General features: G+C 68.8%; 28 protein-coding genes. 5 read left to right on the top strand and 23 right to left on the bottom strand.

The annotated features are described in order from the left end of the window. Positions 1 to 103: 103 nt before the first annotated feature. From WFH23_RS02850 to argC, 4 genes are read right to left on the bottom strand one after another with little or no spacing between them, the layout of a single operon-like run. Complete coding sequence (locus tag WFH23_RS02850) at positions 104 to 664, bottom strand: A24 family peptidase (protein WP_336661511.1); 561 nt, start codon at positions 662 to 664, stop codon at positions 104 to 106. Positions 665 to 700: 36 nt separating this feature from the next. Next, positions 701 to 1,603: an acetylglutamate kinase gene (argB, locus tag WFH23_RS02845; RefSeq protein ID WP_090147958.1), complete on the bottom strand. Its 903-nt coding sequence runs from the start codon at positions 1,601 to 1,603 to the stop codon at positions 701 to 703. 7 nt (positions 1,604 to 1,610) lie between these two features. Next, complete coding sequence (gene argJ, locus WFH23_RS02840) at positions 1,611 to 2,768, bottom strand: bifunctional glutamate N-acetyltransferase/amino-acid acetyltransferase ArgJ (RefSeq protein ID WP_336661510.1); 1,158 nt, start codon at positions 2,766 to 2,768, stop codon at positions 1,611 to 1,613. Next, positions 2,765 to 3,826 (bottom strand): N-acetyl-gamma-glutamyl-phosphate reductase, encoded by a 1,062-nt coding sequence (gene argC, locus WFH23_RS02835; RefSeq protein ID WP_336661509.1) that lies wholly within the window; start codon positions 3,824 to 3,826, stop codon positions 2,765 to 2,767. Before argC ends, argJ begins: the two co-directional genes overlap by 4 nt. Positions 3,827 to 3,981: 155 nt before the next feature. Between argC and WFH23_RS02830 the strand changes: the two genes are divergently transcribed. Next, positions 3,982 to 4,833 (top strand): PhzF family phenazine biosynthesis protein, encoded by an 852-nt coding sequence (locus WFH23_RS02830; protein WP_336661508.1) that lies wholly within the window; start codon positions 3,982 to 3,984, stop codon positions 4,831 to 4,833. Positions 4,834 to 4,892: 59 nt separating this feature from the next. Here WFH23_RS02830 and WFH23_RS02825 read toward each other — a convergent pair whose 3' ends face one another. The 8 genes from WFH23_RS02825 to WFH23_RS02790 all read right to left on the bottom strand — a co-directional run bounded on the left by WFH23_RS02825 (position 4,893) and on the right by WFH23_RS02790 (position 13,637). Continuing rightward, a complete protein-coding gene (locus tag WFH23_RS02825) occupies positions 4,893 to 5,669 on the bottom strand; it encodes an enoyl-CoA hydratase (RefSeq protein WP_090147947.1) in 777 nt (258 codons plus the stop codon). Continuing rightward, the gene (locus tag WFH23_RS02820) at positions 5,666 to 6,805 is read right to left on the bottom strand and encodes a bifunctional 2-methylcitrate synthase/citrate synthase (protein ID WP_336661507.1); all 1,140 of its coding nucleotides are present in this window, start codon (positions 6,803 to 6,805) and stop codon (positions 5,666 to 5,668) included. The genes WFH23_RS02825 and WFH23_RS02820 overlap by 4 nt, the downstream gene beginning before the upstream one ends. 87 nt (positions 6,806 to 6,892) lie before the next feature. Continuing rightward, the gene (gene prpB, locus WFH23_RS02815; RefSeq protein ID WP_336661506.1) at positions 6,893 to 7,792 is read right to left on the bottom strand and encodes a methylisocitrate lyase; all 900 of its coding nucleotides are present in this window, start codon (positions 7,790 to 7,792) and stop codon (positions 6,893 to 6,895) included. Then, on the bottom strand, positions 7,792 to 9,330 hold the full coding sequence (locus tag WFH23_RS02810; protein WP_336661505.1) for an MmgE/PrpD family protein: 1,539 nt from the start codon (positions 9,328 to 9,330) through the stop codon (positions 7,792 to 7,794). Before WFH23_RS02810 ends, prpB begins: the two co-directional genes overlap by 1 nt. Next, on the bottom strand, positions 9,327 to 10,001 hold the full coding sequence (locus tag WFH23_RS02805) for a GntR family transcriptional regulator (protein ID WP_211647991.1): 675 nt from the start codon (positions 9,999 to 10,001) through the stop codon (positions 9,327 to 9,329). Before WFH23_RS02805 ends, WFH23_RS02810 begins: the two co-directional genes overlap by 4 nt. Before the next feature lie 73 nt (positions 10,002 to 10,074). Beyond that, positions 10,075 to 11,970, bottom strand: coding sequence for a YhgE/Pip domain-containing protein (locus WFH23_RS02800; RefSeq protein ID WP_336661504.1), 1,896 nt, complete (start codon positions 11,968 to 11,970; stop codon positions 10,075 to 10,077). After that, positions 11,967 to 12,575, bottom strand: a complete 609-nt coding sequence (locus WFH23_RS02795) for a hypothetical protein (RefSeq protein WP_336661503.1) — start codon at positions 12,573 to 12,575, stop codon at positions 11,967 to 11,969. Before WFH23_RS02795 ends, WFH23_RS02800 begins: the two co-directional genes overlap by 4 nt. A gap of 156 nt (positions 12,576 to 12,731) precedes the next feature. Continuing rightward, positions 12,732 to 13,637, bottom strand: a complete 906-nt coding sequence (locus tag WFH23_RS02790; RefSeq protein ID WP_336661502.1) for a VOC family protein — start codon at positions 13,635 to 13,637, stop codon at positions 12,732 to 12,734. A gap of 197 nt (positions 13,638 to 13,834) precedes the next feature. On the opposite strand from WFH23_RS02790, the gene WFH23_RS02785 reads away from it, so the two are divergent. After that, a complete protein-coding gene (locus tag WFH23_RS02785) occupies positions 13,835 to 14,266 on the top strand; it encodes a VOC family protein (protein ID WP_090147924.1) in 432 nt (143 codons plus the stop codon). Between the two features lie 30 nt (positions 14,267 to 14,296). Here WFH23_RS02785 and WFH23_RS02780 read toward each other — a convergent pair whose 3' ends face one another. The 9 genes from WFH23_RS02780 to infC all read right to left on the bottom strand — a co-directional run bounded on the left by WFH23_RS02780 (position 14,297) and on the right by infC (position 23,368). Then, positions 14,297 to 14,695, bottom strand: a complete 399-nt coding sequence (locus WFH23_RS02780) for a VOC family protein (RefSeq protein ID WP_090147922.1) — start codon at positions 14,693 to 14,695, stop codon at positions 14,297 to 14,299. Positions 14,696 to 14,719: 24 nt separating this feature from the next. Next, on the bottom strand, positions 14,720 to 17,344 hold the full coding sequence (gene pheT / locus WFH23_RS02775) for a phenylalanine--tRNA ligase subunit beta (RefSeq protein ID WP_336661501.1): 2,625 nt from the start codon (positions 17,342 to 17,344) through the stop codon (positions 14,720 to 14,722). After that, positions 17,344 to 18,396 carry a phenylalanine--tRNA ligase subunit alpha gene (gene pheS / locus WFH23_RS02770; protein WP_211647986.1) on the bottom strand — a complete coding sequence of 351 codons (1,053 nt, stop codon included), beginning with the start codon at positions 18,394 to 18,396 and terminating at the stop codon, positions 17,344 to 17,346. Before pheS ends, pheT begins: the two co-directional genes overlap by 1 nt. After that, positions 18,356 to 20,311, bottom strand: a complete 1,956-nt coding sequence (locus tag WFH23_RS02765; protein ID WP_336661500.1) for an urea amidolyase family protein — start codon at positions 20,309 to 20,311, stop codon at positions 18,356 to 18,358. The genes pheS and WFH23_RS02765 overlap by 41 nt, the downstream gene beginning before the upstream one ends. After that, complete coding sequence (locus WFH23_RS02760) at positions 20,312 to 21,067, bottom strand: LamB/YcsF family protein (protein ID WP_336661499.1); 756 nt, start codon at positions 21,065 to 21,067, stop codon at positions 20,312 to 20,314. It abuts the gene before it with no gap. Positions 21,068 to 21,121: 54 nt separating this feature from the next. After that, positions 21,122 to 21,934 (bottom strand): TrmH family RNA methyltransferase, encoded by an 813-nt coding sequence (locus WFH23_RS02755; protein WP_336661498.1) that lies wholly within the window; start codon positions 21,932 to 21,934, stop codon positions 21,122 to 21,124. 101 nt (positions 21,935 to 22,035) lie between these two features. Then, positions 22,036 to 22,419, bottom strand: coding sequence for a 50S ribosomal protein L20 (gene rplT / locus WFH23_RS02750; RefSeq protein ID WP_010156663.1), 384 nt, complete (start codon positions 22,417 to 22,419; stop codon positions 22,036 to 22,038). Between the two features lie 51 nt (positions 22,420 to 22,470). After that, the gene (gene rpmI, locus WFH23_RS02745) at positions 22,471 to 22,665 is read right to left on the bottom strand and encodes a 50S ribosomal protein L35 (protein WP_010156662.1); all 195 of its coding nucleotides are present in this window, start codon (positions 22,663 to 22,665) and stop codon (positions 22,471 to 22,473) included. A gap of 76 nt (positions 22,666 to 22,741) precedes the next feature. Continuing rightward, a complete protein-coding gene (infC, locus tag WFH23_RS02740; protein ID WP_090147910.1) occupies positions 22,742 to 23,368 on the bottom strand; it encodes a translation initiation factor IF-3 in 627 nt (208 codons plus the stop codon). A gap of 219 nt (positions 23,369 to 23,587) precedes the next feature. Here infC and WFH23_RS02735 point away from each other — a divergent pair, with 219 nt between their 5' ends. From WFH23_RS02735 to WFH23_RS02725, 3 genes are read left to right on the top strand one after another with little or no spacing between them, the layout of a single operon-like run. After that, positions 23,588 to 23,977: a DUF1844 domain-containing protein gene (locus WFH23_RS02735; RefSeq protein WP_200329456.1), complete on the top strand. Its 390-nt coding sequence runs from the start codon at positions 23,588 to 23,590 to the stop codon at positions 23,975 to 23,977. 11 nt (positions 23,978 to 23,988) lie between these two features. Next, positions 23,989 to 24,786: an AzlC family ABC transporter permease gene (locus tag WFH23_RS02730; RefSeq protein WP_211647982.1), complete on the top strand. Its 798-nt coding sequence runs from the start codon at positions 23,989 to 23,991 to the stop codon at positions 24,784 to 24,786. Beyond that, on the top strand, positions 24,779 to 25,105 hold the full coding sequence (locus tag WFH23_RS02725) for a branched-chain amino acid transporter permease (protein WP_090147905.1): 327 nt from the start codon (positions 24,779 to 24,781) through the stop codon (positions 25,103 to 25,105). The genes WFH23_RS02730 and WFH23_RS02725 overlap by 8 nt, the downstream gene beginning before the upstream one ends. A 25-nt stretch (positions 25,106 to 25,130) precedes the next feature. Here WFH23_RS02725 and WFH23_RS02720 read toward each other — a convergent pair whose 3' ends face one another. Beyond that, entirely contained in the window at positions 25,131 to 26,024 is an 894-nt protein-coding gene (locus tag WFH23_RS02720; RefSeq protein WP_211647980.1) for an SseB family protein, read from the bottom strand. A 19-nt stretch (positions 26,025 to 26,043) separates the two neighbouring features. Further along, entirely contained in the window at positions 26,044 to 26,790 is a 747-nt protein-coding gene (gene priA, locus WFH23_RS02715) for a bifunctional 1-(5-phosphoribosyl)-5-((5-phosphoribosylamino)methylideneamino)imidazole-4-carboxamide isomerase/phosphoribosylanthranilate isomerase PriA (RefSeq protein ID WP_090147899.1), read from the bottom strand. Positions 26,791 to 26,836 lie beyond the last annotated feature (46 nt).

Here is a 26,836-nt window from a genome sequence, read left to right as displayed (position 1 = left end):
GATCCGAGGAACGCAGCGGCGCGAAGCGCGTCGATGCCTCCAGTGTGAATCTATCGATTCTGGACACCGTTCGAAAGGCCTTGCGCCGTCGTCCCCCCAGGGACTAGATGCACGCGATCGTCGCCCACGCCGAGACGAACAGGCATGGCGCGAACGGCACGGCCGACGCTTTCTCGAGCGCTCCGGGGCGACGCCGAGGTCTGCGGACGATGCTCCAGATCGCCGCGGCCGCGAACGCGCCGACGACCGTGAGGGTCGCCGCCGTCCAGCCGCCGGTGAACCCGACCGCGGCCCCGACCAGGGGGCTCAACTTGACGTCGCCTCCGCCGATCCCCTGTGGCGACCAGCGCCAGAGAGCCGCGAACACCGCCCCGAAGGCGGCCGCCACCAGTACGGTGTCCCAGATCAGCCGGCCCGCTGCGTCGCTCGCGATGGCGGAGAGTCCGCCCCTGTGGAACCCGTGGACGACCGCGCTCGCCAGGAGCAGCGGGATCGTCGTGCCGGAGGCCAGCACCAGAAGCCGATTCGGCAGCCGTCGCTCCCGGATGTCGATCACCGACAGCAGGGTCGACCACGCCGCGAACAGCGCGAGCCCAGCGATGGCGGAGGCGGAGGCGACGACTGAGGCGGAGGCGAGAACTGAGTACGTTGCTGTCCCGCTCATCGGCACCAGGGCTCCCGCTTCGCCAGGCGCGGCCGGCTAGGGCGTGACTTCCGTTCCGATTCCGCGTTCCGTGAAGATCTCGAGCAGCACCGAATGCGGTTCTCGACCATCGATGATCGCGGCCTTCGAGACGCCGCCCCGCACGGCGTCGAGGCACGCGTGCATCTTCGGGATCATGCCCGACTCCAGGCTCGGCAGCAGCTCTTCGAGTTCACCGGCCGTGATGGAGGAGACGAGGGAATCGCGATCCGGCCAGTCCGCGTACAGCCCGGCGACATCCGTGAGGATGACCAGTTTCTCCGCGCCGAGCGCGCTGGCGAGGGCGCTCGCGGCCGCATCCGCATTCACGTTGAGCGAGTCGCCCGGCCGGTCGACGTCGGGCGCGATTGAAGAGACCACCGGGATCAGCCCGGCGTCGAGCAGGGCGAGCACCGGTGCCACACGCACATCGATCACGTCGCCGACGAGTCCGAGATCGACGAGTTCGCCGTCCACCTCGATGGGCGGGCGTCGGCGGCCGACGAACAGCCCCGCGTCCTCCCCCGTCGTCCCGGCCGCCAGCGGGCCGTGCGCGTTGATCTGGTCGACGAGTTCCGGGTTCACTTTGCCGGTGAGCACCATGCGCACGACGTCCATCGTCTCCGGCGTCGTCACCCGGTATCCACCGCGGAACTCGCTCTCGATGCCGAGGCGAGCGAGCATCGCGTTGATCTGCGGGCCTCCGCCGTGCACGACCACCGGGCGAATGCCGGTGTGCCTGAGATAGACGACGTCTTCGGCGAACGCCTCCATCAGCCGGTCGTCGATCATCGCGTTTCCCCCGAACTTGATCACCATGATCGCGTCGCGGAACTTCTTCAACCACGGCAGCGAGTCGATGAGCGCTTCGGCGCGAACGGCTGCGTGCTCGTGATCGAGCGTCTTGTCAGTCGTGGACATCGATCCCCTAGCTCGAGTAGGCGCTGTTCTCGTGCACGTACTCGTGCGTGAGATCGTTGGTGCGGATGGTAGCGGTGTGGTCGCCGGAGAACAGGTCGATCTCGACGTGCGTACGACGCGGTGTGAGATCGCACTCCTCCACCGGTCGGTCGGGGGCGCCGGCGTGGCACAGCCGTACCCCGTTGAACGCGACATCGACCTCATACGGGTCGAACGTCGCTCGAGTCGTGCCGATCGCTGCCAGCACTCGACCCCAATTCGGGTCGTTGCCGAAAATCGCAGCCTTGAACAGGTTGTTGCGGGCGACGGATCGCCCCACTTCGATGGCCTCGGCGACCGAAACCGCGCCTCGCACCTCGATGTCGATGTCATGGCTCGAGCCCTCGGCATCGGCCTGCAGCTGAGCCGCAAGGCTGTCGCACACCGCCGCGAGCGCCGACGCGAACTCCGCCTCGTCGGGTGAGACGCCCGAGGCGCCGCTCGCGAGCAGCGTCACCTGATCATTCGTCGACATACACCCGTCGGAGTCGAGCCGGTCGAAACTGGCAGCGGTCGCGTCCCGCAGCGCGCGATCCAGAGCGCCGTCATCCAGTCGCGCGTCGGTCGTGATGACGACGAGCATGGTCGCGAGCCCGGGCGCCAGCATGCCTGCACCCTTCGCCATCGCTCCGATCGTCCACCCGTCGGCGCGATGCACGGCGGTCTTCTCGACGGAGTCGGTCGTGAGGATCGCGCTCGCCGCAGTCGCATCGTCATCGGTGAGCGCGGCGGCGAGCGCCGGCACGTTCTCCACGATCTTGTCGCGGAACGCCTGGTCGCCCGTGCCGATGAGGCCGGTGGAGCAGACGAGGATTCGCTCGGCCTCGTGCTCCCCGATCTCGTGCGCGACGGCCTCGGCGGTCAGGCGCGTCGTGTCGTACCCGAAGTCGCCCGTGAAGCAGTTGGCGCCGCCCGAGTTCAGCACGACGGCGCGCGCCGGGCCTCCGGCGATCGCCGTGCGACTCCAGATGATGGGGTTCGCCTGGGCGCGGTTGGACGTGAACACGGCAGCGCTCGCGCGCACCGGTCCATCATTGACGACCAGAGCGAGATCAGGTTTTCCCGTGCTCTTGAGTCCGACGGCGATGCCTGCTGAGCGGAATCCTCGGGGTGCGGTCACGGTCACGGTGCGACTCCATTCACGGAAAGTCCGGTGCGCTCGGGGAGGCCGAGCGCGATGTTCGCCGACTGGATCGCCGCTCCGGCCGTGCCCTTCGCGAGGTTGTCGAGCGCGGCGACGATGACGACGCGACCGGCGGCCTCGTCGACGACCACGCTCATCAGGCACGTGTTGGCGCCGATGGTGTCAGCGGTGCGCGGCAGCGCCCCGTCGGGGAGCAGCTGCACGAAGGTCTCATCCGCGTACGCGCGCTCCCATGCCGCCCGCACCTCGGCCGTCGAGACTCCGGGAGCGAGGCGTGCGGTCGTGGTGGCGAGGATGCCGCGGCTCATCGGTACGAGGACCGGCGTGAAGCTGATGGTCGGCTCATCGCGCGCGCCAGCAGCCCGCAGCGCCTGCCGGATCTCGGGGATGTGCCGGTGCGAACCGCCGACGGCGTAGGGATTCGCCGTTCCCATGAGCTCGGCTCCGAGCAGATGGGTCTTCGCGGCCTTCCCCGCGCCAGAGGGGCCGACCGCGAGGACCGACACGATGTCGCGCGCCTCGATCACGCCGGAGGCGATGCCAGGAGCGAGCGACAGCGCGACGGTCGAGGCGTTGCACCCGGGCGCCGCGATCCTCGTCGCTCCGACCAGCGCATCGCGCTGGCGTTCGACTGCGCCGCCCTCCCCCGCCACGATGAGCTCGGGAACACCGTACGTCCAGGCTTCGTGATGGTCGCCGCCGTAGAACGCCTCCCAGTCGGCGGCACTCGTGAGGCGATGGTCGGCACCGCAGTCGACGACGAGCCGCACGTGCTCGAGCTGCTCGGTGAGTGCTCCCGATGCGCCGTGGGGCAGGGCGAAGAACACGATGTCGTGGCCGTCGAGCGCCTCGGGCGTCGTCGGCTGCAACGTGAGGTGGGCGAGGGAGCGCAGGTGCGGTTGCGACTGCACGAGCGGTTGACCCGCGGTCGAGTGCCCGGTGACGGTGCGGATCTCGAATTCGGGGTGCCCGCTGAGCAGACGGAGCAGCTCGCCCCCCGCGTACCCGCTGGCTCCCGCAACAGCGACGCTGAATGTCATCGTCTCCCTCTCCCGCGGGCGCTCCGCACGCGTCCTCCTATTCAACCACTCGGCACGGGCACGCGTTCGCCAGGGCAGCATCAAACGTCACAACCTGGGGATTGCGGCGAGTTAGGATCGACTGTGAGCGAGCGGACTGCGAAGGAGAACACGCGATGACGCACGCGTCGAAGCACGCGGTGCAGGTGGTGCATGTGTTCTTCGACGGACCCGGCGGCGGGAATCCGGCGCCGATCGTGCTCGATGCGAGCGGGATGTCGCCGCTCGAGATGCAGCGGATCGCCCAGCAGTACGGCCATGAGAGCGGGTTCGTCGTCGCCGCGCGGGAGCACGAAGATGTCGACTATCACGTCACCTTCTGGACGCCCCTTCACGAGATGTCAATGTGCGGGCACGTCACCGTGGGAGCCGTGTGGCTGCTGCACCGTCTCGGACAGCTCGATGCTCCGACTGTACGCATCGGCACGGCGAGCGGCGTCGTCGAAGCGCGCGTAGATGCCACCGGTGCGGTCGAAGTCGCCCAGCCGGCGGGAACCATCGAGGCGGTCTCGCCCGACGTGGCGGCCTCGATCATCGATGTGCTCGGCATTGCGGAGGACCAGCTCGCGCCACTGCCGATCCGCAATGCGACGACGAGTCGGACCAAGACGCTCGTCCCCCTCGTCTCGACCGACGTCCTCGACGGACTGACGCCTGACCTGGAGCGCATCGAGGCCGTCTGCGCGCTCGCCGAGTCGACCGGTCTCTATCCATACGCCGTGACCGATACCACCGGCCTCGTCTTCGACGCCCGGCAGTTCCCGCGCTCCTCCGGCTACCCGGAGGACGCGGCGACCGGCGTCGCCGCCGCTGCGCTCATCACCAGTCTCGTAGCCGATGGATTGGTGGACCCGACGGCTGCGCGCGCGATCCGGGTGCGGCAGGGGCGCGCGATGGGCAGGCCGTCCGAGATCTCGATTCGCACGCGTGCGAGCGGCGGCGTCTGGCTCGGGGGCCGCGTGCGCTGACCGCCGCCACCGCATCGCCAGGAATCGCGCTCACCCAGGCCGGGCGCGCCTCGCCCGGCCTACCGGTGCCGGAAATCGGGCGTGCGCTTCTCGGCGAAGGCGCGCATGCCCTCCTTCTGGTCGGCGGTCGCGAACGCCGCGGCGAAGGCCTGCCGCTCGAAGCGGAGCCCTTCGGCGAGCGGCATCTCCTGGGCGGCCTGCAGTGCGTCCTTCGCGGCGTACACCGCTGGAAGCGACTTCGACGCGATGGCTTCGGCGACCTTGGCGGCTTCAGCGAGCAGCTCGTCCGCCGGCACGACGCGCGAGACGAGGCCGGAGCGCTCCGCCTCCTCCGCATCCATCATGCGTCCGGTGAGCACGAGGTCCGCCGCCTTGGCCTTGCCGATGGCCCGCGGCAGTCGCTGGGATCCGCCGAAGCCCGGCAGGATCCCGAGCGTGATCTCGGGCTGGCCGAATTTCGCGGTGTCGGCGGCCAGGATGATGTCGCACATCATTGCGAGTTCGCATCCCCCGCCGAGCGCGAAGCCGCCCACCGCAGCGATCAACGGCGTGCGCGTGCGTTCGAAACCGCCCCAACCCGGGAACGGCCCGTCGAGGTACATGTCGGCGTAGCCGAGCTCCGCCATCTCCTTGATGTCGGCTCCGGCGGCGAACGCCTTCGCCGACCCGGTGAGCACGATCGCTCCGATCCCCGGGTCGGCATCGAACCCCTGGACGGCATCGATGAGCTCGCGCACGAGCGTCCCGTTCAACGCGTTGAGCGCCTCCGGGCGGTTGAGAGTGATGGTCGCGACGCGTCCCTGCGCCTCGGCGATGATCGTCGTGTAGTCGCTCATGGCGTCAAGTCTGCCACGTGGCGCTCATCAGGGCCGTCGTACGCCGACAGCGGCCGGATCAGGGCGTTCGACGCGGCCTGTTCCATGACGTGCGCCGTCCAACCCGTGACACGGGACGCGATGAAGAGCGGTGTGAACATCGGGGTGTCGAAGCCGATGAGGTGATAGGCCGGTCCGGAGGGATAGTCGAGATTGGGATGAATCCCCTTGCGCTCCATGAACTCTCGCTCGAGGGCGTCGGAGAGATCGGCGAGATCGCGACGGTCGTAGTGGGCCACGAGCGCGTCGAGCGCGGCGCGCATCGTGGGCACGCGAGAGTCGCCGTTCTTGTAGACGCGGTGCCCGAAGCCCATGATCTTGCGCTTCTCGGCGAGCGCCGCATCGAGCCACGGCACCACGCGCTCCGCCGAGCCGATCTCGTCGAACACATGCATCACCGCCTCGTTGGCGCCACCGTGCAGCGGGCCCTTGAGCGCTCCGATGGCCCCGACGACCGCCGAGTACAGGTCGGAGAGCGTCGAGGTGATCACGCGAGCGGTGAAGGTCGAGGCGTTGAACGAGTGCTCGGCGTAGAGGACCATCGAGCGGTTGAACGCGTCGATGACAATCTCGTCGGGATCCTCGCCGAACGTCATCCAGAGGAAGTTCGCCGCGTAATCGAGATCATCGCGCGGCTCCACGAGCTCTTCGCCGCGTCGGCGCCGTTGCCCGTAGGCGACGATCGCGGGGAGCGCCGCGAACAGGCGCACGGATCGCGCCAGATTCTCCTCGGCGCTGCCCGTCGCGTCGAGCACCGATCCTGACCCAGCGAGATCGATCGCGCCCAGGGCGCTCACCGCGGTGCGCACCTCGTCCATCGGGTGGGCATCGTGCGGGAGGAGATCGATCGCGGCACGCACGGAGTCAGCGAGCGCTCGGTGCTCGCGCTCGGTGCGTCGGAGGTGCTCCAGCTCGTCGGAGGTGGGCAGCTCTCCGTGCCAGAGCAGGTATGCGACGGCCTCGAAGGGCTGCGTCTCGGCGAGCTCCTGCACGGGGTATCCCCGGTAGAGCAGGCTGTTCGTCTCGGGGTTGACCTTCGAGATCGCCGTCGTGTCGACGACGACTCCCGCGAGGCCCTTCTTGATCTCCTGCTCCATGTGCTGCGCTCCTTTGCGATGAACTGCGGTGGTGTACTGGCTGCGGCGACGGCGTGCCGCCTGCGGTGGTGGTGGGCTCCGGCCGCGTTACCGCTCGACCGAGAAGTTGAACACGCTCGTGTCGAAGCGGTTGTAGTCCTCGTAGTCGACGAGCTCGTAGAGGTCGGCCCGGTGCTGCATCTCGTCGAGCTTGCCGGTGAGGTGCCCGACGTCGTTCAGCTCATCGAGCGCTCGCTCGGTCGCACCCATCGCGATCCGCAGCATCGACACCGGCCAGATCACGATGTTCACCCCGACATCGGCGAGCTGCTGCGAGGAGAAGAGGTCGCTTTTGCCGAACTCGGTCATGTTCGCGAGAATCGGCACGTCGAGGGCCGCGCGCATCGCGGCGAACTCCTCGAGCGTGCGCATCGCCTCGGGAAAGATCGCGTCGGCTCCCGCGTCGACGAGGGCCCTCGCACGATCGAGCGCGGCATCGAGCCCGTCGACGGCTCGGATGTCGGTGCGCGCCATGATGAGGAAGTTCGGATCGCGCCGCGCATCGGCCGCCGCCCTGATGCGCTTGACCGCCGTTCCCTCATCGACCACGGCTTTGCCATCGAGGTGCCCGCAGCGCTTCGGGTTGATCTGATCCTCGATGTGCGCACCCGCGATGCCCGCGTCCTCGAGCGTCTGAATGGTGCGCGCCACGTTCATCGGTTCGCCGAACCCGGTGTCTGCGTCGACGATCGCCGGAAGCTCGGTCATGCGCGCGATCTGCTGCGCGCGCCCCGCCACCTCGGTGAGCGTCGTGAGCCCGATGTCGGGAAGGCCGAGGTCGGCGGAGAGCACCGCGCCCGAGATGTACACGCCGTCGAAGCCTTTGCGTTCGATGAGGCGGGCCGAGAGGGGGTTGAACGCTCCGGGAAAGCGCAGCAGCTCGCCGCTGGCGAGGCGCTCGCGAAAGAGGCGCCGCTTCTCGTGGGCCGGGGTCTGGGCGTACAGCATCAGAAGAGTCCCTTCGGTGCGGCGTCGAGTTCGATGAGGCCGCGTCGCGCGGTGATATTGATCTCACGCACCTCGTCGGCCGTGAGCTCGGGCAGCCGCTGCACGAGTTCGAGGAACCGCTCGATCTCGGCAGGTTCGAGCACCGGCGCCGCGAGCAACCGGAATTTCGCGATGTAGTCTTCGCGCGCGAAGGGTCGAGCACCAAGCGGGTGCGCGTCGGCAACGGCGATCTCCTCGACGATGGTGCGGCCGTCGACGAGCTCGATCTCGACGCGTCCGCCGAAGGCCTTCTCATCGGGATCCTCGGAGTGGTACCGGCGCGTCCACTCCGCGTCTACGGCGGTGATGACCTTCTGCCACAGCGCGACGGTGTCGGCGCGGCCCGCGCGCTCGGGAGTGTAGGAGTCGACGTGGTGCCAGCCGCCGTCTTGCAGGGCGACCGTGAAGATGTACGGGATCGAGTGGTCGAGGGTCTCGCGCGACGCCGTGGGATCGTACTTCTGCGGATCGTTCGCGCCCGACCCGATCACGTGATGCGTGTGATGGCTCGAGTGGAGCACCACGCGAGCGATGTTCTCCGGGTCCCCGAGCTCGGGATGCGCGCCGTGCAGCCGGCGGGCGAGGTCGATCCACGCCTGCGCCTGGTACTCGGCCGAGTGCTCCTTCGTGTAGCTGTCGAGGATCGCGCGCTTCGCTTCTCCTGCGGCGGGCAGCGGCACCTCGTACGCCGCGGTCTGCCCGTCGAGCATCCAAGCGATGACGCCGTCCTCCCCCTCGTAGATGGGGGCTGGCGATGTCTGCCCACGCATCGCCCGGTCGACCGCCTCGACGGCCATCTTGCCCGCGAACGCCGGTGCGTGCGCCTTCCAGGTCGAGATCTCGCCCTTCCGGCTCTGACGCGTAGCGGTCGTGGTGTGCAGAGCCTGCGCCACGGCCTGCGAGATCGTGGCGACGTCGAGCCCGAGCAGCGTGCCGATGCCCGCTGCGGCCGACGGGCCGAGGTGCGCGACGTGGTCGATCTTGTGCCGGTGCAGGCAGATCGCGCGAACGAGATCCATCTGGATCTCGTACCCCGTCGCGATACCGCGCACGAGCGCCCGCCCGTCGGCACGCACGTGCTGCGCGACCGCGAGGATCGGCGGAATGTTGTCTCCCGGGTGCGAGTACTCTGCCGCCAGGAACGTGTCGTGGTAGTCGAGCTCGCGCACGGCGACGCCGTTCGCCCAGGCGGCCCACTCGGGGCTCGACAGGATGCCGAACGGCGATCTTGACGGCAGCCCGAAGATCGTGCTGCCCGCACCGCCGTGCGAGACCGGGTGCGCGAGCGCCTGCGCCCGTGCCGCGACGATCGGCGCGCGCGTGAGCGACGCCGCGGCCACTGATGCGTTGTCGATGATGCGGTTGATGATCATGTCGACCACGTCGGCTTCGACCTCGACCGCGTCTGCGGCGACTTCGGCGATCTTCCAGGCGAGCTGCTGCTCGCGGGGCAGCGATTCTTCACTGCGGTGCACACGGACGTGGTGGGTGACGGTCATGCTGTGGCTCTCTCTTCCGAGTCTGCGATGGAGGTCAGGATCGACGCGAGCGCGCGATGCAGGTGGACGTGCGTGGCGTGCGCCGCGAGCTCGGGGTCGCCGTCTGCGATCGCCCTGGCAATGAGGGCGTGTTCGGCGACCGAGGCGCGGAGGCGGGCGTGGTGGTCTCTCGCCAGCCCGCGGGCGCGGGCGAGGTGCGTGCGCACGGGGCGGAGCGCCTGAACCAGGTAGGCATTGGCCACTGCGGCATCGATGGCCGCATCGAACCGGGCGATGAGGGCGTAGTAGTCATCGGCGCTCGAGGTGCCGGCGTCGGGGTGCGCTGCTTCGAATGCGGCCGCGATCTCCGCGAACACGGTCGGGTCTCCGCGGACGGCCGCGAGGCGGGCTGCTGTCTCTTCGAGCGCGCGGCGCGTCTCGAAGAGGGCGCGCACATCGGCTGCGTCGAAGCCCGACACCGTGATCACGCGGGCCGACTGCTGCGTGAGGAGACCGTCTGCGATCAAACGCCCGATGGCTTCTCGCATGGGAGTCCGACTGACGCCCCACCGCTGCGACTGCTCCACTTCGCCGATGACGGTGCCCGGCCGCAGCGCACCGGTCTGGATCTGCTCGAGCAGCGCGCGGTAGACGCGATCGCTCGTGCGCTCCCCGCTCGTTCCCGTGACCATAGCCCCAACGTATACACCAGAGCCGGTGAGCGCAAGGTTCACCCGTGATCCAGCCCCGTGTGTATACGCTGGGCTACCCGATGAGGCTCGGCTGCAGATCCTTCAGAGTGCGCGATCGCATCGTCTTCGCAACGCCCAGCGCCGCGACGAGCACCGCGATCACCAGCACGAGCGCGAGCTTCACCGCCTCGCTCGCGGCATCGGCGAGGTCGCCCCCGTACATCAGCTGTCGCAACCCGTCGACCGCGAACGACATCGGCAGGTAATGATGCAGGGTCGCGAGCGACGGTGGGAGCGTCTGCCAGGGGAAGGTGCCGCCGGCGGTGACGAGTTGCACCACCATGAGCACGAGCCCCAGGAACTGGCCGACGCTCCCCAGCCAGACGTTCAACGCCAGGATGATGGCTGCGAAGGTCGCCGACGCGAGCGCGATCGTCCCGTAGGCGGCGACCGGGTGCGAGAAGTCGAACCGGAGTGCGAAGGCGACGATCGCGAAGAGCGCGAGCATCTGCGTGGCTCCCAGCAGTGCGGGTGTCGCCCAACCGGCGAGGGTGACCCTCAGTGGCGTGTGCAGCGCGGTCACCGCACGGCGCGACACCGGCTTCAGAATGAGGAAGAGCGCGTAGATGCCGATCCACGCTGCCAGGCTCATGAAGAACGGTGCGAGGCCGGCTCCGTAGCTGCCAGCCGAGGTGACCCGGCTCGTCTGCACGTCGACCGGGCTCGCGATGTTCGAGGCCTGATCCCCTCGCAAGTCATCGGAGCTGTCGGGCAGCGCATCGACGCCCTCCGCGAGCGCGTCGCGCAGCTGCCCCGCACCGTTCGTCAGGTCTCCGAGCCCGCTCTGCAGCTCTCCCGAGCCCTCGACGAGCTGCGCGAGCCCGTCATCGAGCGCGACCGAGCCGTCCGCCGCTGTCGCGATGCCGTTCGTGAGTTGGGGCGTCGCGTCGGCGAGCTGCCGTGAACCGTCCGCGACCTGCTGCGCACCACCGGCGAGCGTGTCGAGTTGGGCACTGGCCCCCTGCACCTGCGCGTTGACGCTGGTGAGGTCACCGCCGATGCGATCCATCGCGCCGCTCACTCGGTCGATCACGGCCGGATCGACGTTCGCGTTCGCGAGATCCTGCAGCACCGCGGCTCGGTCTGCGGCCAGCGCATCGATCGCGCGCTGACTGACGTCCGCGGCTTCTCTGCCGTACTGGGCGACGGTCGCATTGCCAGCGGCGACCTGCGCGGCTCCGCCGGCGAGCGTCTCCGTGCTCTGCGGAAGCGACGCGGTCGCATCGCGCAGCTGCGAGAGACCGCTCGCCAGCCGACCCGACCCTTCCGCCGCCGTCTGCGTACCAGCGTGCAGCTCCCCCGCACCATCGCGGGCGGTCGCAGCCCCGTCGGTCAGCTCGCTCGCACCATCGGTCGCCTCGATGAGCGATCCGCGCACCTGAGCGATGCCGTCGAGAAGCGAACGCGCCGCTTCACGGTTCACCGACTGCACGATCTGCTTCTGGATGCGCTGCACCGCCTGCTCGCCGATGGTCGTCGCGAGGTAACTGTTCGCGTCGTTCGTGGTGAGCACCACGTCGGCCCGATGCGGGTCGTCCGTCTGCGACGATTGCAACGCCTCGGAGAAGTCCTTCGGCAACGTCACGGTGAAGTCGTAGACCCCGTTCGCGACGCCGCGCTCCGCATCCTTCGCACTGACACGATGCCAGTCGAAACTGCCGTCATCGATGAGATTCTGCGCGACTTCGTCCCCGATGACCCGCGTGCTCTCGCCCTCTGCGACGCCTGCATCGGACACCACGAGCGCTACGGGAACCTGGTCGAGCCTGGCGTACGGATCCTGGTTCGCCCAGAGATAGAGTCCGCCGTAGAGCAGCGGCACGCACATCAGGGCAGCGAAGGCGAGGCGCGCCATCTTGGTCGCCCAGAGGCGAGCGAACTCGGCCCGAATCATCTGCGGGATCTTCATGCCTGTTCCTCCACTGCTGCTGCGGCGTCGTCCGCGTCCGCATGGTCATGCAGCGGCATGACTTCGCCGGTTCCCCACCCTGCCGGATGCGCCGAGATCGCCGCGCGCGCCGCGCGACCCGCGATGACCAGCACCGCGGCTCCGTCCTCCGCCAGCTCGCACGCGATGCGCCACCAGTCCTCCGGCGCGCCGCCATGGCGATCCGGCGAGACGAGCACGAGCCCTTCGACCTCCGGGCGCTGCAGCGCCAATTCGCAGAGCGCGCGCACCCGGGCATCAGGGGCGAGATCGCCGATCGGCAACCGTGCATGCTCGCGCAGGCCCAAGCGCTCGAGTTCGTGCCGCACCGCGGTCGGCCCGCCGAATCTCCCCGCGAACATCAGCTCTTCTGCGACGACGTCGGAGAGCAGCACGTCGCCGTGCGGTTCGCTCACATCGGGGGCATCGACGAGAGCGAGTCTGCGCCGGAGTGCTTTGGCGTCGGGAGTGCCGTCGATCGAGACCTCCCCGGAGTCGGGCTTCATCCGGCCAGAGACGATGAGGCCGAGCACGGTCGGTCGCTGCGCCGTCTCGGCTTCGACGAACACCGCAGTGCCAGAGCTCATCGACACATCGATCGGCGGGAGCGCCCGCCCACCCGGTCCTTTACTGACCGCCGTCGCCCGCACCCGCATGAGTTCGTCCCCGCCCTACTCGATCCAACCCTGCGAGTGTAGTCCTCCTCTCACTGAACGCCGGGGCCGGTGAACGGGCGTTCGGGATCACAGGTCGTCGATGACGATTTTGTGCATGCCGAGCATGTGCTCGAACGCGTTCGGCCGCTCCATGAGCTCACCCATGTTGGCCGGGACGATCTGCCAGCTCACGCCGAACTCGTCGGCCAACCACCCGCACTGCTCGGCTTCCGGCACCGCCGACAGGGCCTCCCACAGGCGATCGATCTCGACCTGGTCGGCGCAGTGCACCTCGAGCGATACGCCGCACGTGAAGGAGAAATCCTGCTCCACACCCGAGTCCATCACCGCGAAGAGCTGATCCCGGATGCGGAAATCGCTGTACATCAGGGCCTCGGCGGTTGCGGGCCCGGTGGGCTCGCCGTAGGGGAACGATCCGATCAGCGCCGCGTCATCGAACACCTCGATGTAGCGGTCGCGTGCTTCTGCAGCCCGATTCTGGGCGGCTCCCCCGAACATGAGGGAGGGCATGACGAATGCTGCCTCAGCATCGATCTCGTCGTTGACGCTGAGCTGCCAGCTCATGCCGTACCGATCCTGCACCCACCCGTAGTAGGGGCTGAAGGGATACTCGTCCAGAGGCATGAGCACCGTCCCTCCCTGCAGCAGACCGTTCCACACCCGATCGAGCGCCGCGCGCGCGAGCTTCGGGCCGCCGAACCGCGCATCGCCGAACATCAGGAACATCGAGATCGATGGATTCGGGAAGAACTCCTCGCCCGCGTTGATCAGCGTGAGCCGATACCCCGCGAGGTTCACCGCCACGGTCAACGGCTCGCCGGCGAACGGCGCTTGGAAGTCGAGCAGGCCCGTCTGCGGGTACCGCGACTCGACCTCGGTGGTCGTGCCGGGGAAGACGTCCGCATAGAACCGACCGACCTCCTCTGCGTTCCGCTGGCACCAGATGTTGGGCACGATGTACTGGTCGGTCATGACTGCTCCTCTCGCCGGTGAGCTCGGCAGCACTGCCGGGTCCAGTGGTCGCTCGGGCGCCGGCACGGCGCGCCCGCTCTCAGTATCCGTCGCCCTCGCTCGCGCGACAAGAGTCAGGTCGATGACTTTTCACTCCTGCCGGTGCACAATGTCAGCAGAGGGGCCGGTCGCAGCTCCGCGAGCTCCGAGGAGTCCTCATGTCGATCAGCTTGAACCCCTACCTCAACTTCCACGGCAACGCCCGGCAAGCGCTCGAGTTCTACCACTCGGTGCTCGGCGGTGAGATCCGCCTCATGCAGTACGACTCCGTACCCGGCATGATGGGCGACCCCGCCGAATCGGAGAAGATCATGCACGGGCAGATCGACACGGAAGACGGTCTCACGATCATGGCCGCCGACTACCCGGCCTCCATGGCCGAGGCGCCGGACGCTGCATCGCTCGGGCACTCCGTGTGCGTCTCCGGCGACGACGCCGAACGCATCCGGGCGCTCTGGGAGGGCATGTCGAACGGTGCCCAGATCCGTGAGCCGTTCGAGACCGCGCCCTGGGGAGACACCTTCGGCATGCTCGCCGATCGATTCGGTGTTCCCTGGATGTTCAGCCTCGCGCCCTCCAGCCGGGGGTGACGCGCCCGATCCACTGCGAGACGAGCTCGTCTACGCCCCCTCGTAGCCGATCAGCCACCGTACTCCGTACTGATCGACCAGCTGTCCGTCGCTCGCGCCCCAGGCGCGGCGCTCCAGCGGAAGCAGGATGCGGCCGGAATCGGCGAGCGCCTCGAACCACCGGTGGAGTGTCGATGGCGCCGCTGCTCCGAGCAGGGAGAAGAACATTCCTCCGATGTGCACCGCGTCTTCGTCAGCACCGGCGTCAGCCCCGTAGATCGCCACCGGCCCGACGAGCGTGCCGTGCGCGACGGCGTCGTCCGGTCCGTCGACGCGCCCGAAGTCGGCGAAGGTTCGTATCTCCAGCGCACCCCCGAACACGGAGCGGTAGAACTCGAGCGCTTCGCCAGCGTTACCGGGAAACAGGAGGTACGGCGTGATTCCAGTCATCGGTCCTCCTGTCTCCCCAGGTCATCATTCCCGCAGCTTGGCGTCGAATGCGAGCGCCGCGGCTTCGACACCGGCGAGTTTCGCCGCGCTGGCCTCCTCCGCGGTGAGCGTTCGGTCTTCAGCGCGGAAACGCAATGCGAACGTGAGCGCCTTCGAGCCCGCCTCGATCCCGGCGCCGCGATAGTCATCGACGATTCGCGCACCTTCGAGCAGGTCGCCCGCGCCCGCTACGACCACGGCGAGCAGATCGCCCGCCGGAACGTCGTCGGCGACGACGAGGGTGAGATCCTGCGTCGCGGCGGGATAGGTCGAGAGCTGAGCGGTCTCCGGCAGGCGCGGTGCGAGCTCGATCAAGCGGTCGAGATCGAGCTCGAACGCTGCGACTCGGCCGGGCAGATGATGCTCGGCGACCAGCTCGGGCAGCAGTTCGCCCGCGACACCGATCACCACGAGACCGCCCTCGTCGCCGTCGGCATCCGCTCCGTCGTCGGCGACGCGGATGGCGAGCTCCGCCGTGCGGCCAGGGTGGAAGGCACGGTGAGCGCCCTGCGAGACGACGAGCTCCGCCGAGACCGCACCCGCGACCGTACGCGCCGCGTCGAGGGCATCGGCCCAGTCGTAGGCGCGGGCCGGCTCACCCGCCTGCTTCGGCACGGCATCGCCGAGCAGCAGACCGGCGATGCGGCGCGGTTGGTCGGGGATCGATGCGTTGAGTTCTGCGAGAACGGCGTCAGACGGCCGCTCCGCGAGCGGCGGCACCGTATCGGTGCCGAGCAGCGCGTCACCTGCACCGGGCGCGAACACGAGTCCCAGTTCGACGAGCGCGAGGTCGGTCAATCCGCGTGACGCGTTGCGCTGAGCGGCGGTGACGAGCCCCGGCAGCAGCGACCGGCGCAGGTACGGGGACTGCGCGTCGAGCGCATTCGCGAGCGCGATTGCCGCCACGGGCGGCGCCGCAGCACGAGTCGCCTCGCTGTCAGCCTCTGCGGCGTCGCCGGAACCGGCTCCCTCGGCACCCGCTCCGAACGCCTGCAGCTGCGACCGGGAGACGAACGGGTAGCTCTGCACCTCGTCGAGCCCGGCTGCCGTGATGATGTCGGCGACGCGACGGCGCAGGCGCTGGCTCCGCGTGAGTCCGCGACCGGCGGGAGCCACCGGCAGCGTCGAAGGGATGCGATCGTATCCGACGATGCGCGCGACCTCCTCGATCAGATCGGCACTGCGGGTGAGATCGGAACGCCAGCTGGGCGCGGTCACTCCGAGCTCGTCGCCGCCGTCGGCGACGATGGTGCAGCCGATCGTCTCGATCGCGCCGCGGATCTCGCCTTCGCTGTAGTCCGTGCCCAGAAGCCCGTTGACTCGCGCGATCGGCAGCCGCACCTCGATCGGCTCCCAGCCCGCCACGAGGTCCGAGCCGAGCTCGTCCGCCGTGCCGCCTGCGAGCTCGACGAGCAGGTCGACCATGCGCTGCGCCGCGGCGCGCGACACCAACGGGTCGACGCCTCGCTCGAAACGCTTGGAAGCCTCGCTCGGCAGCTTGTGCCTGCGCGCGGTGCGAGCGATCGAGACCGGATCGAACGTCGCCGCTTCGATCAGCACGTCGACGGTCGTGTCGTCAGCCTTGGTCGAGGCACCGCCCATGACTCCGGCGAGGCCGATCGCGCCCGATTCGTCGGCGATCACGAGATCCTCGACGTGCAGCTGGCGCTCCTGACCGTCCAGCGTGACCAGAGTCTCCCCCGGAGCTGCGCGGCGCACCGTGATACCGCCGGTGAGCTTGCGCAGATCATACGCGTGCAGCGGCTGACCGAGCTCGAGCATCACGTAGTTCGAGATGTCGACCTCGAGCGAGAGCGAGCGGATGCCGGCGAGCTGGAGCCGCGCGACCATCCAGGCGGGCGTCGGGCGCGACGGATCGATTCCCCGCACCACGCGAGTCACGAAGCCGGTGGCACCGGCGCGCCCGCGAATCGGAGCCCGGTCGTCGAGCGTGACCGAGAACCCGGTGCCGATCGCGGGCGACACGGCGAGGGCCGGATCGGTGAAGCTCGCACCGGTCGCGTGGGCGTACTCGCGCCCAACGCCCCGCACGGAGAACGCGTAGCCCCGATCGGGAGTCACGTTGATCTCGACCGCGGTATCCGAGAGGCCGAGCAGTGCTCGGGCGTCCGCGCCGACGACGGGATCGAGACCCAGACGGGAGAGCACGATGATGCCCTCGTGATCCTCACCGAGCGACAGTTCGCGGGCCGAGGCGATCATGCCGTCGGAGACGTGCCCGTACGTCTTGCGCGCAGAGATCGCGAAACCTCCGGGCAGCACCGCCCCTGGCAGCGACACGACGACTTTGTCGCCCGCGTCGAAGTTGTGGGCGCCGCAGACGATACCGCGCACGTCGGCTCCGCCGTCGGCGGCCTGCTGACCCTCGGGGGCGACGCGCACCTGGCACCAGTTCACCGTCTTGCCGTTCGAGTGCTCCTCGGGTTCGCGGGAGAGCACCTCGCCGACGACGACGGGTCCGGTCACATCGAAGCGTCGAATCGACTCCTCTTCGAAGCCGACGCGTACGAGGTCGGCGTGCACCGCTTCTGGGGTGACGTCTTCGGGCAGCGAGACGATCTCGCCGAGCCAGCTGAGCGGAATGCGCATTAGACCAGTCCTCCGAACTGACGATTGAATCTGACATCGCCTTCGACCATGTCGCGCATGTCGTTGATGTCGTGGCGGAACTGCAGGGTGCGCTCAATGCCCATGCCGAAGGCGAAGCCCTGGTACTCATCGGGATCGATGCCGGCAGCGGCGAGCAGTTTCGGATCGACCATGCCGCATCCGCCCCATTCGACCCAGCGCGCACCGCCCTTCGCATGCGGCTGCCAGACATCCATCTCGGCCGACGGCTCGGTGAACGGGAAGAAGTTCGGGCGCAACCGGATCTCCGCCTCTGCGCCGAACATCTGGCGAGCGAAGTGCTCGAGCGTGCCGCGCAGATGCGCCATCGTCAGGCCGCGATCGATGGCGATTCCCTCGATCTGACTGAAGACCGGGGTGTGCGTGGCGTCGAGCTCATCGGTGCGGTACGTACGCCCGGGCGCGACCACGTAGACCGGAAGCTCGCGGTCGAGCAGCGAGCGGATCTGCACGGGCGAGGTGTGGGTGCGCAGCACCAGGTGCCGATCGGCCGGTTCGATGAAGAACGTGTCCTGCATCGCGCGCGCCGGGTGATCGGGGTCGAACCCGAGCGCGTCGAAGTTGAACCATTCGTGCTCGACCTCTGGGCCCTCGGCGATCTCCCACCCCATTCCGATGAACACGTCGGAGACCTCGTCCTGCAACTGGGCGAGCGGGTGCCGGCTCCCGGCAGTGCGACGCACCGGTGCCGCAGTCACGTCGACGGTCTCGGCGACCAGCCGTGCCGCGGCCTCCTGCGCCGCGAGCTCCGACTCACGCCCGTGATAGGCGCCCTCGATGCGTCCGCGCGCCTGCCCCATGAGCTTGCCCGTCGCGGCCTTCTCGTCCTTCGGCACCGCGCGCATCTGCGCGTTGAGCTGAGCGATCGCTGAGCCGTCGCCCGCGTGCGCGGTGCGCGCGGCTTTCAGCTCTGCGACGGAGTCTGCCGCTGCGAAGGCGGCGAGCGCGGCCGTGACCGCTGCTTCTGCCGCTTCAGCGGTGATCGGATTCGATTTCGGGGCGCTGTCTGACACGAGTCCCTATCTTACCGGCAGCGGCGGCGGCCGAGGCCGACAGGATGTCGCGCAGCAGGGTCGCCACCGTATCTTCCATGAGGAGCCGCCCGTCGTCTCCGATGTCCGTCGCCGAGAGCCGGTCGAGCGCGGCGGCGAGCGCACCGGGAAGCGTGACGGCGACCCGCTTCCCATCGACTTCGAACGAGAGACGGACGGCCTCGGGAATCTCCGAGCGCGCGTCGGGACGGGAGCCGAGGTGCGGGTCGTCGGGATCGACGGGGACGAACCGCACGTGCGAACCGGGGCGCAGTTGCGCGGCGATATCGGTATCGGCATCGATCACAGTCCCGATGACGGGGTAGCCGCCCGTCACGGGGTGGTCGGCGAGGAAGAGCACGGGAAGGCCATTCGGAGGCACCTGAATGGATCCGCGGACGGTGCCCTCGCTCGGCAGCTCGTCGTGCCGCGCGCGCCGGAGCGGCGTCCCGTCGAATCGCGCGCCGACGCGATTCGACGACGCGCTCAGGCGCCAGCTCTGCGACGTCAAGGCGGCACGAGCCTTCGCGTCGAACCAGTCGCTCCTCGGACCCGGTACGAAGCGGAGCTGCGCCTCGTCGCCGATGGGACGACCATCCGACTCGGGCGAGTGCGCCGCCCGATCTGCCTGTCGAGGATCGTCGATCGCGAGGGCATCGCCCGCCGCGAGCGGAGCCGGGCCGATGCCCGACAGACTGTCGTGACTCGCGCTTCCGAGTACGCGCGGCACCGCGAAGCCTCCCCGTATCGCGAGCACCCCGCGCATTCCGCGCGTGGCCCGCCCGACGCGCAGCACCTCCCCTCGGCGCACGGTGAACGCTTCCTGACTCGAGGGCGGCGTCCGCCGCTCGTCGCCAGCGCCGACGATCTCAGCCGTGGCGTCCGTTCCGGCCAACGCGATAGAGACATCGACGTCGGCGCGCACGACGAGTGCCGCGTTCAGTGTTTCCAGCGCAGCGGCCCCGTCAGCGTTGCCCACCGCCCGGTTGGCGCGGCGCAGCGCAACGCGGTCGGCGGCGCCGGAAGGGCTCACACCGATCGCCGAGTGTCCAGCCCGCCCCGCGTCTTGCACGAGTGTCTGCATCCCCGGGTCGATCACCGTGATGGCGGAGCGCGACGCCGCCTCGGGCGGGACCGGCGACGCGTCCGGTACCGCCGAAGGCGCGTCCGTCGCGTCCGGCGCGTCGGGCACGGGCACGGGCACTGCGAGCGCGACCTGCTCGCGCACGGCGCGGAATGTCACCGTGTCGCCAGGTGCGATCAGCGACGCGCGTTCACGCGTCGCATCCCACAGTTGAGCGGTCGTGCGCCCGATCAGCCGCCATCCTCCGGGAGAGGCCCCGGGGTAGACCGCGGAGAACGCCCCGGCGAGCCCCACCGACCCGGGGGCGACGCGCTCGCGGGGTGACTCGAGTCGCGGCACGCGCAGCGCGGCATCACCGCCGGTGAGGTACACGAACCCGGGAGCGAAGCCGCCGAACGCCGCCGTCCATCGAGAGCCGGTGTGCGCCGCGACCACGCCGGCCGCGCTGAGCCCGGTCATCGCTCCGACCGCCTCGAGGTCCTCGCCGTCGTACACGACGTCGACGATCGCCACACGCGCCGACTCCCCCAGCATCGAGCGCGCGAAGCCCGCGATGCCAGAGGGGAGCCCGGCGATCTCATCGGCGATTCGACGCGCATTGGCGCGGTCGACGCACGTCACCAGGACCGTGCGCGCCGCCGGCACGATATCGATGACGCCGGGAAAGCCTCGTTCTCTGAGGATCGCGGCGAGCCCGAGCACCGTGTCGAGATCCGGCAGGTCGACGATGCACGCTCGATCGCCGACCGCGCGCACCGTGAACGGCGACGAACCTCCAGCCCCCGCCGAGCGCATCCGCTTCGAACCGCCCATCTAGACGAAGCTCCCGATCTCGACGCCGCAGCCCTCGAGCGCCGTGCGAATGTCGCCGGCCAACCGCACCGCTGCGGGATGATCGCCGTGCAGGCAGATGCTGTCGGCACGCACGGCGATCTCCGTGCCGTCGACGGCGAGCACCCGACCCGTCGTCGCGATCCTCATCGCTTGCGCCGTTGCGGCCTCGCCGGTCAGCACCGCCCCGGAGACGGCGCGCGGCACGAGGGAGCCGTCTGGTGCGTACGCACGATCGGCGAAGGCTTCGGAGAAGGTGCGCACTCCCGACTCCTCGGCCACCCGTTCGATCACCGAGTCGGGCGGCACCAGGAGCGGGAGCCCCGTGCCGGATTCGCGCAGGGCGCGCACGACCGCACGGGCCTGTCCCTCGTGATGCGCGATGGCGTTGTACAGCGCACCGTGCGGTTTCACGTACCGCACAGCGGAGCCGACGCTCCGCGCAAGCGCCTGCACGGCGCCGAGCTGGTAGATGATCTCGTCGGTCAATTCGCCCGGTTCGTACTCGATGAATCGACGACCGAACCCGGCGAGATCGCGGTAGCCCGGATGCGCGCCGATCGCCACTCCGGCAGCGTGCGCCGCCGCGCAGGTCGCACGTATGCCGCGCGGATCACCGCCGTGGAACCCGCAGGCCACATTGGCGCTCGACACGGATGAGAGCACCACGGTGTCGTCGCCGAAGGCGTAACTGCCGAACGATTCACCGAGGTCGCTGTTGAGATCGATACGGGGCATTCGCCCATTCTCGCAGGCCGAGTACGGCGGGAGCGCAGACCCGGACCGCGGCGTCTAGCGGCTGCGCTGCGCGAACGCCGTCTCGTAGAGCAGCACGCTCGCCGCCGTGGCGAGGTTCAGCGATTCCGCCGCGCCGTAGATGGGAAGCCGCACTGAGCGATCGGCGAGCACACGGTCGGCCTCGCTCAACCCTCGGGCCTCATTGCCGAACACCCACGCGATCGGACCGTCGAGCGCCCCCTCCGCGCGAGCTTCGAGCACGTCGGAGCCGCGCACGTCTGCCGCGAGTACCGAGAGATCCGATCCTCGCGCGGCTTCCACCGCCTCCTCCAGCGTCGACATCACGAGCACGGGGATGTGGAAGAGCGATCCCGTCGTGGAGCGCACCACCTTCGGGTGGAACGGATCGATGCTCTCCCCCGCGAAGATCACGGCGTCCGCCCCGGCGGCGTCCGCCGCTCGCAGCACGGTACCGGCGTTGCCCGGATCGCGGATCTCGTGCAGGATCGCGACGAGCCGTGCTTCCGCGAGTGCGCCCTCGGTCGGCTCGCCCCACGTACGCGCGACGGCGACGACGCCCTGCGGGTTGACCGTCTCCGACATCGCCGAGATGACTTCGGTGGTCGCTCGCTCCAACCGCACGCCCGCGTCCGAGGCGAGGCTGGCGATCTCGACTTGCCAGGTCTCCGCGCCGAGCGTCGCGTAGACGGTTTCGGTGAGCTCCGGACGATGCACGAGCAGCTCGCGCACCGCCTGCGGGCCCTCCACGAGGAAGCGGCCGTGCGCTTGGCGCTCCTTCTTCCGGGCGAGGGATGCGATTCGTCGCACGCGTTCGGACTTCGTGTTGCTCAGCATCTCGTCGGTCATGAGTTCAGCCTACTGGCGCAGCGGCTCACTCCCCCGCGCCAGCAGAACGCAGAAGACCCCCGCTCCCCAGGGGAGCGAGGGTCTTCGACAGGAAGAACTGCTTACGCGGCCTTCGGAGCCGAGGTGTCCTCGGGCAGCGCCGACTTCGCGACCTCGACGAGCGCGGCGAAGGCTGCGGGCTCGTTCGTGGCCAGCTCGGAGAGCATACGACGGTCGACCTCGACGCCTGCAAGGCCGAGACCCTGGATGAAGCGGTTGTAGGTCAGGCCGTTCGCACGGGCACCGGCGTTGATGCGCTGGATCCACAGGCGGCGGAAGTCGCCCTTCTTCTTGCGGCGGTCGTTGTACGAGTAGACCAGCGAGTGGATGACCTGCTCTTTGGCCTTCCGGTACAGGCGCGAACGCTGACCGCGGTATCCCTCGGCACGCTCGAGGATGACGCGACGCTTCTTGTGGGCGTTGACGGCCCTTTTGACTCTTGCCATTTCAGTTCTTCCTTAGAAAATTCTCAGATGAAAGCTATGCGCTCGCGCCGGTCAGTGACCGAGGAGCTTCATGGCCTGCTTGGCGTCGCCCTTGGCGAGCACCTGCTCGGCGTTCAGACGGCGCTTGCGCTTCGAGGCCTTCACCTCGAGGTTGTGGCGCATGCCGGCCTGCTGCTTCATCAGCTTGCCGGAGCCGGTGAGCTTGAAGCGCTTCTTGGCCCCCGAGTGGGTCTTCTGCTTGGGCATCGATTTCTCCTTGTTGTGTGCGAGCCTCACGGCCGCGGATTGCGGGGTGGCGCTGCGCTCGGCAGCGCACCGCAGTTCATTCGTCGTCCGAGTCCGTACCTGCGGTCTTGTCGGCCCGACGAGTGGCCTTCTCCTCAGCGCGACGAGCATTCAGCTCGGCTTTCGCTTCGGACTTGTTCTTGAGCGGAGCGACGACCATGACCATGTTGCGACCGTCGATGCGCGGGTTCGACTCGACGACACCGTATTCGGCGATGTCCTCGGAGAACTGCTGCAGCAGGCGCACACCCATCTCCGGCCGCGACTGCTCACGGCCGCGGAACAGGATCATCGCCTTGACCTTGTCTCCCTGCGACAGGAAGCCGACAGCGCGCTTCATCTTCGTCTCGTAGTCATGCGTGTCGATCTTCAGGCGGAAGCGCACCTCTTTGAGCACGGTGTTCGCCTGATTACGGCGTGCTTCCTTCTGCTTCTGAGCTGCCTCGTACTTGTACTTCCCGAAGTCCATGATCTTGGCAACGGGAGGCTTCGAGTTCGGGGCAACCTCGACGAGATCGAGATCGGCGTCCACAGCCATGCGGAGCGCAGTCTCGATCGGCACGACGCCGACCTGCTCGCCACTGGGTCCTACCAGTCGCACCTCGGGGACGCGGATTCTGTCATTCGTACGGGGATCGCTGATCGCCGGCTCCTCTGATCTCATGGGTGGGCGCTCCGGAACGGAGCCACGGAGCATCGAGATCAGGACCGCGCACGCGCCATCCCACACCCTTGTGCAGCTGCCGAGTGATCGGCGGGGTGTCAACTACCCGGTAACCTTGAAACGGTGCCGGGTGGGAGAATCTCCACTTCCGTGATCTCGGCAGAACACCGAGAACCGGATCAATCGTAGCACACCTACCGCAGCAGCAGACAGGACGTCATGAGCGAGCACACCGCCGACCAGCCCACCACCCCCGCCGCAGCAGCGGATTCCAGCGGAGACGACATCTCGCAGGCGACGCGGGACATCGCCGACGTCGCCGCCGTCGAGGTCATCACCACCGCCGCCGTGCACCTGCTGAGCGCTGCCGCGGTCAAGGTCGGACTCGCCGACGACCCCGAGACGCAGATCGACCTCGACGAGGCGCGCAAGCTGATCAACGCCCTCGCCGGCCTCATCACGGCGGGCGCTCCGGAGGTGAGCGACATGCATGCGCGCAGTCTGCGTGACGGGCTGCGCTCCGTGCAGCTCGCGTTCCGCGAGGCTTCGGTGATTCCTGATCCGATCGGCAAGGGACCGGGCGAGAAGTACACGGGTCCCGTGAACTGAGAGGATCCGCAGTGCCCCGCCCTCCCTCGGACGCCGCCCCAGCGCGAGCTCCCCGGCCGCCCAGGCGCGCCGAGATCGCTGCCGGCCTCGGCGACTCCTTGGGCGTCGGCATCGGAATACTGCCGCTCGGGGTCGCTCTCGGCGTCCTCGTGGTCCAGGCGGGACTCCCGTGGTGGCTCGCACCGGCGCTGTCGATCGGCATCTTCGCCGGTTCCGTAGAGCTGCTGCTCGTCAGCCTCATCGCTGCAGCGACACCGCTGGTCACCATCGCGATCACCGTGTTCGCGGTGAACTTCAGACACGTCTTCTACGCGTTCTCATTTCCGGTGTCGCGAGTGAGGCGCGGTCTGCCTCGCGCGTACTCGGTGTACGCGATGATCGATGAGGCTTACGCCACATACGTGCTCATGGACGAGAGCCGGCTGACCTCCGCGCGCATGGTCGCCGGGCAGCTCGCGATGCAGACCTACTGGGTCGTCGGCGGGCTCATCGGCGTCGCCCTCGCCACGGCGCTTCCAGAGCCGATCGAGGGATTCGAGTTCGCGCTCGTCGCCCTCTTCGTCGTGATGACGCTCGACGCCGTGCGCACCCGCCGGGAGGTGCCGTCAGCGTTGCTCGCAGCCCTCGCAGCGGCGATCGCGATCGTGACCGTTCCCGAGAGTGCGCTGCTCGCCGCGCTCCTCGTCTTCACTGCGCTGCTCGCGGGCCGGTATGCGGTCACGAGAGCCCGGAGGAAGTCCGTCGGGAGCGATGGGGACGGGCTCCCCGGCACGGACGACCCGACGGGAACGGCGGAGGAACATGCCTGATCTCGGGTACTTGATCGCAGCGGTCGCCGTCGGCGCCGTCATCACCATCGCCCTGCGCGCCCTGCCGTTCGCGATCCTGAAACCGCTGCGCCGCTCGAAGTTCGTGACCGCTCTCGGCCGATGGATGCCCGCCGGCATCCTCTTCATTCTCGCGGTCGTCATCCTGCGCGATGAACTGGCGGCGCGCCCGAGCCACTGGTGGGCCGTGCTCGTCGCCACGGCGGTGACGATCGTGGTGCATCTCGTCGGGCGGCGGCGGGCCGTACTCAGCGTCGCCGCCGGCACCGCTTGCTACATCGTGCTTCTCAATCTCGTGTGACGGGCGCTGCGGGCGCTCCCCGCGGCTACTCGCCCGCGACGGGTCTCAGCGTCAAGGAGTCGACGCGATCCGCCACGACCTCCGATGCTGCGATTCGGGCCTGCAGCGCTTCGAGCACCTCGCGTCGCGCGCCGGCGGCGCCTTCCGCGACCCGCACGAGCACCGTGACCTCCGGCTGGAGCAGGCGACTCTCGAGTTCTCCGGGAACGAGCCAGAGCTCTGCGATGCGCGGGTCGGCGGCACCGAGTCCTCTGAACTCCTCCTGCACTGCGGCGTCCGCCCACGCGGGGATCACGCGCCTTCCCAGGGCGAGGGCCTCGAGCGCGGTGCGACGCACTCCGAATTCACGCTCAGGGGTCCCCGGATCGATGATGATGAGCTCTGTCCCGTCTTGAGCCGCGGCCAAGGCGGTCTGCGCGCCGGGGACAGGAATCGGTCGCGCCTCCGGGTTCCAGCGGTTCAGCGTTGCAACGGAACTGAAGATCGGCAGTGCCTTCCTGCCGTCTGGAGCGGCGACCGCGACGATCGACAGTTCCTGCGATTTCTCGACCGTTCGCCCATCGGGAGTCTGTCCGACATCGCCCGCCTCTGCGAGCATCGGCACGAGAAACCGTTCGGTCGCGAACCCCGCGATCGCATCCGCCTGCGCGTCAGCGACCACGCGCACGGCGTCCCAGTACTCGGCCGAAGCTGCAGCGCTCCGCGCCGCAGCGGCAGCGTCGCGCACAGCGGTTACGAGGGCGATGTGCGTGGGTGATGCGCTTCCATCATCGCCGGAGAAAGCCGTGTCGTGATGGTCGAACGTGCGCCCTGCCCAGGGGAATCCCGCCGAGTCGGAGGCACCGCCGCCGACGAGACTGTCCGGAACTCCGGTGCTGCGGGGCGAATCGCCGGTAGAGGGGAGCTTCTTGATCGCCATGAGTCGCGGGATGTCCGCTCTAGCGCCCTGCGACGTCGAGAGCAGCGGGCAAGGAGAAGGCTCCGTCGTAGAGCGCCTTCCCGACGATCGCGCCTTCCAGACCGTCGTCGACGAGCTCTCGGAGCGCGGCGAGGTCGTCGAGGCTCGACACGCCGCCCGAGGCGACGACCGGGCGGTTCGTCCTGGCGCACACCCGCGCGAGCAACTCGATGTTCGGTCCGCGCAGGGTCCCGTCCTTGGTGACATCCGTCACGACGTACCGGGAGCAGCCCGCCTCCTCGAGACGGTCGAGCACCTCCCACAGGTTGCCGCCCTCTTCCGTCCAGCCGCGCGCAGCGAGCGTCTCTCCGCGCACGTCCAGCCCCACGGCGACTCGCTCGCCGAAACGCGCGATCACCGCCTCAGTCCACTCCGGGTTCTCGAGCGCCGCAGTGCCGAGATTGACGCGCGTGGCTCCCATCTCAAGGGCGGCTTCGAGCGACTCGTCGTCTCGTATGCCCCCTGAGAATTCGATCTTCACATCGCCTGAGCGCTTGATGATCTTGCGCGCGACCGCCACGTTGCTCCCCCGGCCGAAGGCCGCGTCGAGGTCGACGAGGTGGATCCATTCCGCGCCCTGATCGATCCAGTCGAGTGCGGCGTCCACGGGATCGCCGTAGTTCGTCTCGGTTCCGGCCTCACCCTGGGTGAGCCGCACCGCCTTGCCGTCGACCATGTCGATCGCCGGAAGCAGTTCCAGCTTCGGGCGTTCGGCGAGTTCAGTCATGGGGGCTTCTCCTTCTCGGGTGTGCGCGGTCGGGCCGCACCAGCTG

The organism is Leucobacter sp. USHLN154, from assembly GCF_037145595.1.
In the GTDB taxonomy this organism is placed as follows: Bacteria; Actinomycetota; Actinomycetes; order Actinomycetales; family Microbacteriaceae; genus Leucobacter; species Leucobacter alluvii.
This window is presented reverse-complemented; position numbering and strand designations above follow the sequence as displayed.